We start from the raw sequence: 14339 nt of genomic DNA on the forward strand, positions 1-14339 counted from the left end.
TTTGTTGTCTCTTGATCAATAAATCATGCCTACTGACAAATGTCGGTAGGCTATTTTTTTCTATTCTTTTTTAAACGATTCAAATGATCATATATTCCTGCCATTCGTTTTTCTTGTCCTGCAATCACAGGATGATAGAATTCTGTTCCTTTAAGTTCGTCTGGTAAATATTGCTGATCTACCCAGCCTCCAAATGTTCCAATTGGTGTGTTATGTGGGTATTTGTACCCCTCTACACCGAGTGTTTTAGCACCTGCATAATGTGCATCGCGTAAATGCATAGGAATCTCTCCCGTTTTACCAGCATGAATAGCTGCGGTTGCAGCATCGATTGCAGTAATTGCTGAGTTTGACTTTTCAGCTAGGCACATTTCAATTACTGCATGAGCTAGAGGAATACGTGCTTCTGGCATTCCTAGTCTCTCTGCCGATTGCACAGCAGCAAGTACATGTGAGCCAACTTCTGGTGCAGCTAATCCTACATCTTCAAAGCTCATCACCAATAAGCGACGGCTAACGGCGACTAAATCCCCATTTTCTAAGCAGTTTGCCAAATAGTAAATAGCAGCATTGACATCACTACCTCGAACAGATTTTTGTAAGGCTGATAGCAAATTATAAAAGTGACTTCCTTTTTTATCGCCATAGACCCCGATACGTTCTGCTAGATTTTTGACAATGGAATCTTGTACAATCGTTTCATCATTCTCTTCATCAGAAGAATAGTAGACAGATTCTAAAAGAGTTAATGCTTTTCTTGCATCCCCATGTGCGACTTGGACAATTAATGCCCGTTGATCATCTGTCATACGGATTTTATATCGACCTAGTCCACGTTCTTTGTCTTCTAAAGCACGTAGGATGAGCGTGTTAATATCTTCATCTGTCAATCTTTTAAGCTGTTTAATCTCACCACATCGTGAGCGAATCGCAGGGTTTACATCATGAAATGGATTTTCAGTTGTAGCACCAATTAACACAATCGAACCATTTTCAACATGGGGCAGTAAAGTATCTTGTTGTAATTTGTTGAAACGGTGGATTTCATCTAAAAATAAGAGGACTTGTCCAGAGAGTTTTGCTTCATTCACAACATCCTCCACGTCCTTTTTACCTGCTCGAGTCGCGTTCAAAGCGAAAAAAGGTAACTTAGAAGAACCGGCAATCGCAAATGCAATAGATGTTTTACCGATACCTGGTTCCCCATAAAGTAAAATGGATGGCACATGACCATTTTTGATCATTTTATATAAAGTGGTATTTTGGCCGATTATTTCTTGGTGACCAACGACTTCATCAAGGTTACGTGGTCGCATACGAAATGCAAGTGGTTCGTTTGGCATGTGAACACCTCTTTCTTGAGAATATTATAAATATATTTAGCGTCTTTCTATAATCTGTTATATAAAATAGTTTATTTTTATGTAACTATGTGGTTCGAAAGGTGGCGATTTTTAAAATCAAGCCCCCACGCAATCAAAGGATACTGAAAAAGTAAAAAAAGCTAGATTTTTATGATGAAAATTTTGTATTGCCATCTTAATTGAAGTGGAATTAGCGTAGACTCCTGTGGGAAAACGGACTAGACGAGACCCCACAGGAACGATTAAGGAACGGAGTCTAAGAACGCCACGTCCTGTGGCAACAACTCCGTGACCAACATCCTGTTGCCCTGAAGAGGCTTGTCAGTTCGCCCACGGAAAGTGGAGCTAATTCCACTTCAGGCAAAATAAGATTTTCACTAAATTTTAAAAAAGTGAATTTGGATGCAACGGAACGGATTCAGTAGATGCCAAACCACAGTTTATTATTGTAATTCTTTCTACGTTATCAAACATTTTTCGATAACTCGTAACAATAATACTAAATCATTCCCGAGTAGAATGAAAGGAAATATGCTATACTTTAAGCTAGACAAATAGCTTATTTTAGAGGTGTATATATGAAAATTTCAACAAAAGGGCGTTATGGCCTAACTATAATGATTGAATTGGCCAAAGAATATGGACAAGGGCCAATTCCGCTTAGACAAATTGCATCAGAAAATAATTTATCAGAAGCATACCTAGAACAATTAGTATCACCACTTCGAAACTCAGGACTTGTCAAAAGCGTTAGAGGCGCTTATGGTGGCTATATGCTATCAAAACCACCACATTTAATCTCTTCAGCAGACGTTATTAAAGTATTGGAAGGACCAATCCAACCTGTAGAAGGTATCGAAGAAGAGGCTCCACCACAACGTGAACTTTGGCTTCGCGTACGTGATGCAGTAAAAGATGTCCTTGAAACTACAACGCTTGACGATTTAGCTAGTTATACTGAAGAACAAAATGATGATGGCTATATGTTTTACATTTAAAAGGAGATCTTATCATGAAAGAAATATATCTGGACCATGCTGCAACTTCTCCCATGCATCCAGCTGTAATTGAGAAAATGACTGAAGTAATGGGGGATGTTTTTGGTAATCCATCAAGTATTCATAGCATCGGTCGCTATGCTCGAAAATATTTGGACGAAGCGAGATCTGTATTAGCAAAAGCTATTGGAGCAAAAGAGCACGAAATCATTCTAACAAGTGGTGGTAGTGAAGCTGATAACCTAGCAATTACAGGTACAGCCTATGCTCGACGCAATGAAGGTCGCCATATTATTACCACACAAATCGAGCACCATGCAGTACTTCATACTTGTCAACGATTAGAAAAAGAAGGCTTTGAAGTCACTTATCTACCTGTTAATGACAAAGGTATGATTTCACTGGAGGATTTAAAAAATGCACTTCGCGATGATACCATTCTAGTAACCATCATGTATGGTAACAATGAAGTTGGTACCATACAACCGATTAAAGAAATTGGTACTTTATTAAAAGAGCACCCAGCAAGTTTCCATACGGATGCTGTTCAAGCATTTGGAATTCAAAAGATCAATGTGGATGAGCTTCAAGTAGACTTACTTTCTGTGTCATCACATAAATTGAATGGACCAAAGGGTTTAGGTTTCCTTTACCAACGTGATCACACAAAAATCCTACCAATTATACATGGTGGGGAACAAGAACGTAAACGTCGCGCAGGTACTGAAAATGTACCAGCAGTTGTTGGTTTTGCTGAAGCAACGAAAATTGCACAAGAAAGCTTTGAAGAAAAACAAGAGCAATTCATTCTTTTCCGTAAAACATTCTTAAATGCGTTAGATCAAGCAGAAATTACTTATCATATAAATGGTGATGAAGTTCATTATTTGCCACATGTTTTAAATATTAGTTTTAAAGGAATGGAAGTTGAATCATTCTTAGTCAATTTAGATATAGCTGGAATCGCTGCTTCGAGTGGTTCTGCATGTACAGCTGGTTCGATTGATCCTTCCCATGTACTTGTTGCTATGTATGGAAAAGATGCAGATGAGCTACGCAACTCGATACGTTTTAGCTTTGGCTATGGCTTAACATTGGAGGATATCCTAACAGCTGCAGATCAAACAATTGAAATTGTAAAACGTTTAGTGAAATAACAGAAATAAGGTGAACAATATGAACGCAACAAAAGACCCCTCACAAACACGTGTTGTTGTCGGAATGTCTGGAGGAGTCGATTCTTCTGTAACGGCTTATTTACTAAAAAAACAAGGCTACGACGTAATTGGTATCTTCATGAAAAACTGGGATGATACAGATGAAAACGGTGTTTGTACGGCTACAGAAGACTATGAAGATGTTATTAAAGTTTGTAACCAAATTGGCATTCCTTACTATGCGGTAAACTTTGAAAAACAATATTGGGATAAAGTATTTACTTACTTTTTAGAAGAATATAAAGCAGGTCGTACACCAAACCCTGATGTTATGTGTAATAAGGAAATCAAATTCAAAGCATTTCTAGAACATGCATTGAAACTTGGTGCTGATTATGTTGCAACAGGTCACTATGCACGAGTAGAGGTGCGTGATGGTGAAACAAGAATGTTGCGTGGTGTCGATCAAAACAAAGACCAAACGTATTTCTTAAACCAATTATCTCAAGAACAACTATCGAAAGTAATGTTCCCAATTGGAGAACTAGAAAAACCACGAGTTCGTGAAATTGCAGAAGAAGCAGGTTTAGCAACTGCTAAGAAAAAGGACTCTACTGGTATTTGCTTTATCGGGGAACGTAATTTTAAACAATTCCTAAGTCAATACTTACCTGCACAACCAGGTAATATGGAAACTTTTGATGGTAAAGTAATGGGCAAACATGATGGATTAATGTATTACACAATTGGACAACGTCATGGTTTGGGTATTGGTGGAGATGGTGATCCTTGGTTTGTATTAGGGAAAGATTTAGAAAGAAATGTCTTATTAGTTGGGCAGAACTTCTATAATGATAAACTTTTCTCTACAAGTTTAACGGCAGTGAAAACAAGTTTTACAACAAATCGCGAAATGCCAAAGAAATTTAATGCAACTGCAAAATTCCGTTATCGACAAAAAGACGTTCCAGTAGAAGTTGAAATTGTCGGTGAAGATAAATGGCATGTAACCTTTAGTGAACCAACACGTGCGATTACACCAGGGCAATCTGTCGTTTTATATAATGGAGACGAATGTCTAGGTGGCGCAACCATTGATGAAGTATTTAAAAATGGCGAAAAACTAACATATGTTGGGTAATAGAGGTGAAGAAAGTGGATTTTAATGAAGAAGGCGTAAAAGCCATTCAAGAAAAAAGATACGAGGATGCTGCAAAAGCATTTACACAAGCAATTGAAGAAAATCCTAATGATCCAGTAGGTTATATTAATTTTGGTAATTTACTTGCTTCAATGGATGATATCGAGCGAGCAGAACGTTTCTTTCAAAAGGCATTAACATTAGATGAAAATGCAGCGACTGCCTATTATGGTTTAGCAAATTTATATTATAATTCTGAGCGTTATATGGAAGCAGCAAAGCTTTACGAACGTTCAATTCGCAATGGAATTGAAGGAGCAGATGCCTACTATATGCTAGGCAAAAGTTTTGAACATGAAAATCAACCAAAACTAGGTTTGCCATATATGCAACGTGCAGCTGAGCTTGCTCCTGAAGATTTGCAAATTCGATTAGCTTATGGCATTATGCTTTGTACATTAGAATTATTTGAACCAGCTGAAAAAGAATTCCAATTTGTCATTGATAAAGATTGGAACAATGCGGATGCCCATTATAATCTAGGGGTGCTTTATGCAGTTTCAACTGAGCGAATTGATGATGCGATGTATCATTTAAAACAAGCATTTACATTACAACCTGAATTTGAACAAGCACGTTATATCTATGACATGCTTGCGATGAAAAAGAACTAATTAAAAGAAGGTGACAGTGTTGACTGAAAATTTATCTTTATTTACAGACGAACAGCTTTTTATTGTCGGTCGACCTGTCGTCACTATTTTTCATAATGCACAAAATTTGTTTTCAATTGTCAAATTGAAGATTCAAGAAACGAATACAAATTACAAAGAAAAGGAAATAATTGTAACAGGTTATTTTCCAGCAGTTGCTGAAGATGCCCTTTATCGTTATACAGGTCAACTAAAGCAACATCCTAAATACGGCCTACAGTTTCAAGCTGCTACTTTTGAAAAAGAGATCCCAGCAACTGAAACTGGGGTCGTTCAATATTTATCGAGTGATTTGTTTCCGGGTATTGGTCATCGTACGGCCGAGACCATTGTGGAAAAGCTAGGGCCGAATGCGATTAAAGTAATCATAGAAAATCCAAATGCTTTAGATGAAATTCCCCGATTGACAGAAGAAAAAAAGCAAACTCTCCGATCTGTATTAGAACAAAACCTTGGATTAGATCGTATTATGATTCAACTAAATGAATGGGGATTTGGTGCCCAAATTGCAGTTCGAATCTATCAAACCTACGAAGGTGAAACACTCCAAGTATTACAGAAGAATCCATATTGTTTGATTGAAGATATTGAAGGAATCGGTTTTCAGCGTGCTGATGAACTTGGTGCAAGATTACATATAACAGGTAATCACCCCAATCGTATAAAGGCGTCTATTTTACATTTATTAAATGTGGCTGCATTATCAGAAGGCCATGCATATCTTGATGCAGAAGAAATCATTCCACAAGCTAAAAGACTATTAGAATCTAGCCAGCGTTGTACAATCGACTATGATGATATTTCAAAATGTATTATTGAGTTGGGGGAAGAAGGGAAAGTTTGTGGAGAAGAGACAAGAATTTATATGCCTTCTCTCTACTATTCAGAAATAGGGATCGCAACTAAAATTACGGAGCTTGTTCAAAAAAACAAAGAGCATTCAGCATTCCCATCATCAGAAATCCGTAAACGAATAGGTGATGCTGAGGAACGTTTTGGTGTTTCATACGCAGAAACTCAAATAAAAGCAATTGAAACCGCCATTAATTCAGCAGTAATGATTTTAACGGGTGGTCCTGGTACTGGGAAAACAACTGTTGTTCGTGGGATTGTGGATGTATACGCAGAATTGCATGGATTATCACTAAATCCAAAAGAATATGCGGCTAAAGATGAAGATTTTCCAATTGTCTTAGTAGCGCCAACAGGTCGAGCTGCTAAACGACTAAGTGAATCGACAGAGCTTCCTGCGATGACAATTCACCGTTTGTTAGGATTTACAGGTCAAGAAAAAGATGAAGAATCAGAACGTGAAGTAGCAGGACGTCTGATTATTGTTGATGAAATGTCTATGGTTGATACTTGGCTTGCCAATCAATTATTAAAGGCTTTGAATGAGGATTGCCAAGTAATATTTGTGGGAGATCAAGATCAACTACCACCAGTAGGACCAGGTCAAGTATTAAAAGATTTACTTGCATCCAAAGCGATTCCCACAGTGGAATTAAAGGACGTTTATCGCCAATCTGAAGGATCTTCTATTATTGAATTGGCCCATCAGATGAAGCAAGGTGAAATCCCTCAAGATCTGACTGTTAAAACAAGTGATCGTTCTTTTATCCGTGCAGGACAAGAGCAAATTGCCGATGTTGTTGGTCAAGTGGTCAAAAGCGCGATCAAAAAAGGGTTTTCAATTCATGATGTGCAAGTATTGGCACCTATGTATAGAGGCAATGCTGGTATTGATGCAATGAACAAAATGTTACAAGAGCTAATTAATCCAAAAAAAAGTGAAAAGACAAAAGAAATTGCATTTGGGGATACAACTTACCGTATTGGAGATAAAGTACTACAGCTTGTAAACCAGCCCAATAATAATGTATTTAATGGGGATATGGGTGAAGTTATTTCAATTATTAAAGCAAAGGAAACCATAGAAAAAACAGATTTACTTGTCGTATCTTTTGATGGTATTGAAGTAACCTATCAAAAGGGAGATTTAAATCAACTAACGCTTGCTTATTGTTGTTCAATTCATAAATCCCAGGGTAGTGAGTTTCCTATGGTCATCATGCCGATTGTTCGAGGCTATTCCAAAATGCTAAGGAAAAATCTTCTTTATACAGGTATTACTCGAGCAAAGAATTTCCTTATTCTCTGTGGAGAACCAGATACATTTATTTATGGCTTTCAAAGAACGGATGATCTAGAAAGACATACATCTCTTGCTGATCGCTTAAACACTATTCAACCAGAAGATAAAGTCAAAGAAGAAAATATTGAAGATACTTCTTTAAAATCTGAATCAGAGGATTCATTATCAGAAGATATAGAAGGAATAAATGACACTGAGCCTGCAAAGCTAACAGTTGATAATGTCAATTTCATTCATCCGATGATTGGTATGAAAGGCATTAGCCCATATGACTTTATGGAGTATGAGAATTGACAGAATGACTCGTATTTTTTAAAATATGTATGAGTAAAGTCGGAGACAACTCGTTTTCGGCAAATGTAGAAACCCTATAATTAAAAACGATGATGGAAAAAAGTACTTTTTGGGAAGTGTACAGAAAGAGGTTCCGTGGCTGTGAGAACCTTCACCTACCAATTTGGAAAAGCTCGTCCTGAGTGTAGTCAAAAACTACCGTTTACCGCGTTAAGGTCAATTAAGAGATAATAGTGAAAACTATTATAATTAGGGTGGTACCGCGAAAATTAGCCTTCGTCCCTGTTACAGAGGATGAGGGTTTTTTTATTGTATTTGGTTATTAAATGCTATTGTTGCTTTCTCAATGTACCTCAAATAAGTGAAAGGCGGCGACTCCTACGGGAAAGCGAGCCAGAAGAAAGCGTCTGCCTGTAGCGAAACGGATAAAAGAGCAACAGTATTGCTAAATACACCATTGTATTAAAGGAGGAACTATTCATGCAAACATCTGCAGAAATTCGTCGCAAATTCATTGAATTCTTCGAAGAAAAAAATCATAAACAAGAACCGAGTATGCCACTTGTACCAATTAATGATGCATCATTACTTTGGATTAACTCTGGTGTCGCAACATTAAAAAAATACTTTGATGGTTCAGTAATTCCTGAAAATCCACGTATTACAAATGCTCAAAAAGCAATTCGTACAAACGATATTGAGAATGTTGGTAAAACAGCTCGCCATCATACATTTTTTGAAATGCTTGGGAACTTCTCAATTGGTGATTACTTCAAGAGAGAAGCTATTCACTATGCTTGGGAATTTTTAACTGATTCTAAATGGATGGGCTTTGATGGAGAAAAATTGTCAATAACAATTCATCCTGAAGACCAAGAAGCATACGATATTTGGAAAGATGAAATTGGTGTTCCAGAAGAACGCTTGATTCGTCTTGAAGGTAACTTCTGGGATATTGGTGAAGGTCCAAGTGGTCCAAACTCTGAAATTTTCTACGATCGTGGTGAAAAATATGGTAACGATCCAAAAGACCCTGAACTATATCCAGGTGGTGAAAATGAACGTTATCTTGAAATTTGGAACCTTGTGTTCTCACAATTTAACCATAACCCAGACGGCACATATACGCCATTGCCAAAACAAAACATTGATACAGGTATGGGACTAGAACGTATGGCATCTGTTGTACAAGATGTTCCAACTAACTTTGATACTGATTTATTCATGCCAATCATTGAAAAAATCGAAGAATTTGCAAACCGAAAATACAAACGCCCTGGTGAAATTGATTTAAGTGAAATTTTTGGTAGTGATGAAGATATCAACACACCATTTAAAGTAATTGCAGACCATATTCGTACAGTAGCATTTGCTATTGGTGATGGTGCACTTCCATCAAATGAAGGTCGTGGATATGTACTACGTCGCTTATTACGTCGTGCAGTACGTTATGCAAAACAAATTGGTATTGAAAAACCATTTATGTTCGAACTAGTACCAACAGTTGGTAACATTATGGTAGACTTCTATCCAGAAGTAAAAGAAAAAGCAGAATTTATCGCACGAGTGATCAAAAATGAAGAAGTACGTTTCCATGAAACACTTCATGATGGATTAGCGATTTTTAACGAAGTGGTAGAAGCACAAAAAGCAAAAGGTGAAGCAGTCATTCCAGGAGCAGATGCATTCCGTTTATATGATACTTATGGTTTCCCAGTGGAACTTACTGAAGAATATGCGGAAGAAGTTGGCATGACAGTAGATGAAGAAGGATTCAATGCTGAAATGGAAGCACAACGTGAACGTGCTCGTAATGCACGCCAAGATGTTGACTCTATGCATGTACAATCAGAAGTACTTGCTAACTTAACTCAAGAAAGTAAATTTGTTGGTTATGAATCATTAGAATCCCACACAACTGTTGTTGCTATGGTAGTAAATGGTCAAGAAGCTAAAACTGCTTCAGAAGGTGATGAAGTTTTAGTCATTTTAGCAGAAACGCCATTCTACGCAGAAATGGGTGGTCAAATTGCAGATCATGGTACAATTTCTAATGATGCATTTACCGCTAATGTAAAAGATGTACAAAAGGCGCCGAATGGTCAACCACTACACACAGTTATCATCGAATCTGGCGAAATGAATATTGAAGATGAGGTGCTTGCAAAAGTAGATAGAGCTGAACGGAATTTAACAGTGAAAAACCATACAGCAACTCACCTTTTACAACGTGCATTAAAAGATACACTTGGAGATCATGTTAACCAAGCTGGTTCATATGTAGGACCAGACCGTTTGCGTTTTGACTTTTCTCACTTTGGAGCTGTAACAAAAGAAGAGTTAGAAACAATCGAACGTATTGTCAATGAGAAAATTTGGGAAGACATTCCAGTTGTCATCGAAGAAATGCCGATTGCAGACGCAAAAGCAATGGGCGCTATGGCATTATTCGGTGAAAAATATGGTGATGTAGTACGCGTCGTACAAGTATCAGATTACTCTATTGAACTTTGCGGTGGGATCCATGTAAAACGCTCTTCTGAAATTGGTTTCTTTAAAATTGTTTCTGAAGGTGGTATCGGTGCTGGTACACGTCGTATTGAGGCTGTTACTGGTCAAGCAGCATACCTTGCAGCAAAAGAAGAACAACGTATTCTAGAACAAACAGCTAGTCTACTTAAATCAAATCCAAAAGATTTAGTTGCACGTGTTGAAGGGTTACAACATGATTTAAAAGAATTACAACGTGAAAATGCGTCACTTTCAGCTAAAATTGCTGGAGCTCAGGCTTCTAACATTCTTTCAGCAGCGCAACAAATTGGTGAAGTGACTGTTCTTGCTACTAAAGTAGAAGCAAAAGACAACAACCAACTACGCCAATTAATGGACGATTTAAAAGAAAAAATGGATAATAGTATTATCGTTCTAGGAGCAACTGCTGGAGATAAAGTAATGATTTGTGCAGGTGTGACAAAAGATATAGCTGGTGGAAACTATCATGCAGGTAATATCGTTAAACATGTAGCTGAACTTTGTGGCGGTAAAGGTGGCGGTCGCCCTGATATGGCTATGGCTGGAGCAAAAGATGGCTCTAAATTGGTAGAAGCTTTGGATTCTGTGTATAATTATGTAAAATCTATTTAAAAGGTAGTAAGAATCAGGTATACTATCAGAGAACAGATTAATAATTACAACAACTTTAAAGTGAGGTGCTGAGCATGAGTAAGTTTGATCAAACGATGAAATTTAATTTCCCAGAAGAATCTATGGAACAAGAAGTAAGAGAAACCATGCTTCATGTTCATGCAGCACTAGAAGAAAAAGGGTATAATCCAATTAACCAAATCGTTGGTTACCTATTATCAGGGGATCCTGCTTATATCCCACGTCATCAGGAGGCTCGTAACAAAATTCGTAAGCTTGAACGTGACGAAATTTTAGAGGAACTTGTGAAGTTTTATATCAAGAAGAATAACGAGGCAAAATGATGAGAATAATGGGTTTAGATGTTGGCTCCAAAACAGTTGGAGTAGCAGTTAGTGACGCACTTGGTTGGACTGCCCAAGGTATTGAAACTGTGAAAATCGATGAGGAGAACGAAGAATTTGGTATCGAAAGAATTCGTGAACTCGTCCAACAATATGGAGTAACGGAATTCGTTGTCGGATTTCCTAAAAACATGAATAATACAATTGGTCCTAGAGGTGAAGCATCCAAGGCATATGCAAAGCTTTTAGAGGATACATTTTCTATGCCTGTAACACTTTGGGATGAACGATTAACAACGATGGCTGCTGAACGTCTGCTTATTGAAGCAGATGTTCGACGCAAAAATCGTAAAAAAGTCATTGATAAAATGGCAGCGGTTATGATCCTTCAAGGATTTTTGGATCGAAAACAATTTTGAGGTGAAAAAATGGAAGAAGAATTTGAACAACGTCACATCACAATCGTGGATGATGAAGGAAATGAACAACTTTGTGAAGTACTACATACATTTGATTCCGAAGAGTTCGGTAAATCATATGTACTTTACTCTGTAGTTGGCTCTGAAGACGAAGATGGTGTGGTTGAAATCTTTGCTTCATCATTCGTGCCTTCTGAAGATGGTACTGATGGCGAATTATCCCCAATTGAAACAGAAGAAGAGTGGGATTTTATCGAATCAGTCATTGAAGAACTTGATGAAGATATTGAAGCAAAGTAAGTAACGTAAATAAATTGAAGAGGTGACCTAGTAATGGCACATGAACACGATCACGAACATAATCATGAACATATTATTGCAGTAGATGAAAATGGAAACGAACAAGTATATGCTGTTCTTTATACTTTCGATTCTGAAGACTTCGGAAAATCATATGTTCTATACTATAAAGAAGGCGCAGAAGCTGGCGAAGAAGTAGAAATTTTCGCATCTGCAATTGTACCAGCTGAAGATGGTGAAGGCGGAGAACTTGTTCCAATCGAAACAGATGAAGAATGGGATATGGTCGAAGAAGTATTAAACACTCTTGATGCTGAATTCGGCGAAGAGTAATTGATACAAGTCGCCAAAGCGGAATGAGTTTTTTGCATTCCGCTTTTTTTATTTGAAAGCGTGGGCGCGCTCTAAAAGTTTGTGTCCGTAGCTGGAAAAAATAAAATAAGCGAAGTATACTCTTGTTAAAGGAGGACAAGTAGTGGGTACGAATTCGACAAATCAAATAAATAAATTAAAAGAACGACAAGCAGAAAAGCGAATCGTGCGGAAAATCGTATTAATCATATCTAGTGTTATAGTAGCACTTGCACTAATTCTAGGTATTAGTATGTATTTTTACGTTTCTAGTGCATTAAAACCTGTTAATAAAGAAGCAAACCAATCGATAAAAGTAGAATTGCCAATTGGATCTTCAATTGATACAATTGCACAAACTTTAGAAAATAAAGGGATTATTAAAAATGCAAAGGTGTTTAAATACTACACCAAATTCAAAAATGAGTCAGCATTTCAAGCGGGTACATATGAGTTAAGCCAGGCTATGACGATTGATGAAATTATCCGAAGTCTCAAAACAGGTAAAGTCTATCGTCAACCAGTGTTTACCATAACAATACCTGAGGGGTTAACACTTGATCAGATTGCTGATCGTGTAGCAAAAAGTACAAATTACTCTAAAAAAGATTTTATGGATTTAGTGACAAGTAAAGCGTTTATAAATGATATGAAGAAAAAATATCCTAACACAGTGACAAAAGCTGTAGATAACAAAAAAATTCGCTATGCTCTAGAAGGTTATTTATATCCTTCCACATATCCATTCTTCGAACAAAAACCTAAACTTGAACAAATAGCTGAACAAATGGTAGCGCAAACAGATGAAGTCGTGACATCCTATTCAGCACAATTGAAAGAAAAACACATGTCAGTGCATAAATTCTTAACGTTTGCATCTTTACTAGAACGTGAAGCAACTGCAAAAACAGATCGTGAAACGATTGCAAGTGTATTCTTTAACCGAATAGATAAGAAAATGCCCTTACAAACTGACCCAACTGTTTTATATGCCCTTGGCGAACATAAATCTCGTGTTTTATATAAAGATTTAGAAGTGAACAATCCTTACAACACTTATAAAAATACAGGATTACCACCAGGTCCTATTTCTAATGCCGGTAAAGAGTCATTAGAAGCGACGATTAATCCTGCTGAAACCGATTATCTATACTTTGTAGCAGACAAAAAGGGAATCAATCATTTCTCCAAAACATATGATGAGCACTTGAAGAAAGTGGAAGAACATATTAAGTAAATGAGTAGAAGAAGGGCGACTCTCGCTTTTCTTCTATTTTCATGATAAGATAAAGTGTATTTTTGAATATAGAGGTGAGTGTTGTATGGCTATTTCGGATGCATATACAAAATCCTTCATCCAACCACGATCTGCATTGCTAATGGAGATGGAACAGTTTGCAGAAGAAAACTATGTTCCTATCATGCAATTACCAGCGATTGAAATTTTACTTCAAATGCTTCGCATACAAAAACCTAAAGCAATTTTAGAAATTGGTAGTGCAATAGGTTATTCAGCAATTCGAATGGCAGAAACACTGCCACAATCCATGATTGTAACAGTCGAACGTGATCAAACACGAATTGAACAAGCAAAGCAATTTCTTGCTAGATCTGCTGTAAAAGATAATATTGTGTTACTTGAAGGAGACGCGTTAGAAGTGGATGTAGAAAGTAAGTATCCATCTTTTGATGCTGTTTTTATCGATGCAGCTAAGGGACAGTATAAAAAGTTTTTTGAAAAATATAGCCCACTAGTTAAAAAAGGCGGTATTTTATATATCGATAATATGTATATGCACGGTCTTTCAAACCTAGATATGCGGGATGTACCGAAACGAAAAAGAACGATGATAAGAAACCTACACCAATTTGCAGAATGGATCATTGCAAACCCTGAATATCAATCTACATTCTTTCCTGTTGGTGATGGTTTATTGATTTGTATTAAGAGGTGACCAG

At 37.1% G+C, this 14339-nt stretch carries 13 protein-coding genes and 1 other annotated feature; of the genes, 12 read left to right on the forward strand and 1 reads right to left on the reverse strand.

The window, feature by feature from the left end; translation table 11 throughout:
* Positions 1-50 precede the first annotated feature (50 nt).
* The gene (locus CEF14_RS01670; protein WP_102691237.1) at positions 51-1343 is read right to left on the reverse strand and encodes a replication-associated recombination protein A; all 1293 of its coding nucleotides are present in this window, start codon (positions 1341-1343) and stop codon (positions 51-53) included.
* Positions 1344-1942: 599 nt separating this feature from the next.
* Here CEF14_RS01670 and cymR point away from each other — a divergent pair.
* From cymR to CEF14_RS01730, 12 genes are all read left to right on the forward strand, one after another.
* The gene (cymR, locus tag CEF14_RS01675) at positions 1943-2362 is read left to right on the forward strand and encodes a cysteine metabolism transcriptional regulator CymR (protein ID WP_102691238.1); all 420 of its coding nucleotides are present in this window, start codon (positions 1943-1945) and stop codon (positions 2360-2362) included.
* Positions 2363-2376: 14 nt separating this feature from the next.
* Positions 2377-3519 carry a cysteine desulfurase family protein gene (locus CEF14_RS01680; RefSeq protein WP_102691239.1) on the forward strand — a complete coding sequence of 381 codons (1143 nt, stop codon included), beginning with the start codon at positions 2377-2379 and terminating at the stop codon, positions 3517-3519.
* A 19-nt stretch (positions 3520-3538) separates the two neighbouring features.
* Entirely contained in the window at positions 3539-4660 is a 1122-nt protein-coding gene (gene mnmA, locus CEF14_RS01685; protein WP_102691240.1) for a tRNA 2-thiouridine(34) synthase MnmA, read from the forward strand.
* A 14-nt stretch (positions 4661-4674) separates the two neighbouring features.
* On the forward strand, positions 4675-5334 hold the full coding sequence (locus tag CEF14_RS01690; protein WP_102691241.1) for a tetratricopeptide repeat protein: 660 nt from the start codon (positions 4675-4677) through the stop codon (positions 5332-5334).
* Between the two features lie 19 nt (positions 5335-5353).
* Positions 5354-7822 (forward strand): SF1B family DNA helicase RecD2, encoded by a 2469-nt coding sequence (recD2, locus tag CEF14_RS01695; RefSeq protein ID WP_102691242.1) that lies wholly within the window; start codon positions 5354-5356, stop codon positions 7820-7822.
* Positions 7823-7902: 80 nt separating this feature from the next.
* Positions 7903-8109: a binding site (T-box leader), on the forward strand.
* 193 nt (positions 8110-8302) lie between these two features.
* The gene (alaS, locus tag CEF14_RS01700; protein ID WP_102691243.1) at positions 8303-10966 is read left to right on the forward strand and encodes an alanine--tRNA ligase; all 2664 of its coding nucleotides are present in this window, start codon (positions 8303-8305) and stop codon (positions 10964-10966) included.
* Positions 10967-11040: 74 nt separating this feature from the next.
* A complete protein-coding gene (locus tag CEF14_RS01705; protein WP_102691244.1) occupies positions 11041-11310 on the forward strand; it encodes an IreB family regulatory phosphoprotein in 270 nt (89 codons plus the stop codon).
* Entirely contained in the window at positions 11310-11729 is a 420-nt protein-coding gene (gene ruvX / locus CEF14_RS01710; RefSeq protein WP_102691245.1) for a Holliday junction resolvase RuvX, read from the forward strand. Before CEF14_RS01705 ends, ruvX begins: the two co-directional genes overlap by 1 nt.
* A 9-nt stretch (positions 11730-11738) precedes the next feature.
* Positions 11739-12029 carry a DUF1292 domain-containing protein gene (locus CEF14_RS01715; protein WP_102691246.1) on the forward strand — a complete coding sequence of 97 codons (291 nt, stop codon included), beginning with the start codon at positions 11739-11741 and terminating at the stop codon, positions 12027-12029.
* A gap of 33 nt (positions 12030-12062) precedes the next feature.
* Positions 12063-12362: a DUF1292 domain-containing protein gene (locus CEF14_RS01720; protein WP_102691247.1), complete on the forward strand. Its 300-nt coding sequence runs from the start codon at positions 12063-12065 to the stop codon at positions 12360-12362.
* Positions 12363-12504: 142 nt separating this feature from the next.
* Positions 12505-13617 (forward strand): endolytic transglycosylase MltG, encoded by a 1113-nt coding sequence (gene mltG, locus CEF14_RS01725; protein WP_102691248.1) that lies wholly within the window; start codon positions 12505-12507, stop codon positions 13615-13617.
* Positions 13618-13702: 85 nt separating this feature from the next.
* A complete protein-coding gene (locus CEF14_RS01730; RefSeq protein WP_102691249.1) occupies positions 13703-14335 on the forward strand; it encodes an O-methyltransferase in 633 nt (210 codons plus the stop codon).
* Positions 14336-14339: the final 4 nt, after the last annotated feature.

Origin of the sequence: Rummeliibacillus pycnus, assembly GCF_002884495.1 — a bacterium.
GTDB lineage: Bacteria > Bacillota > Bacilli > Bacillales_A > Planococcaceae > Rummeliibacillus > Rummeliibacillus pycnus.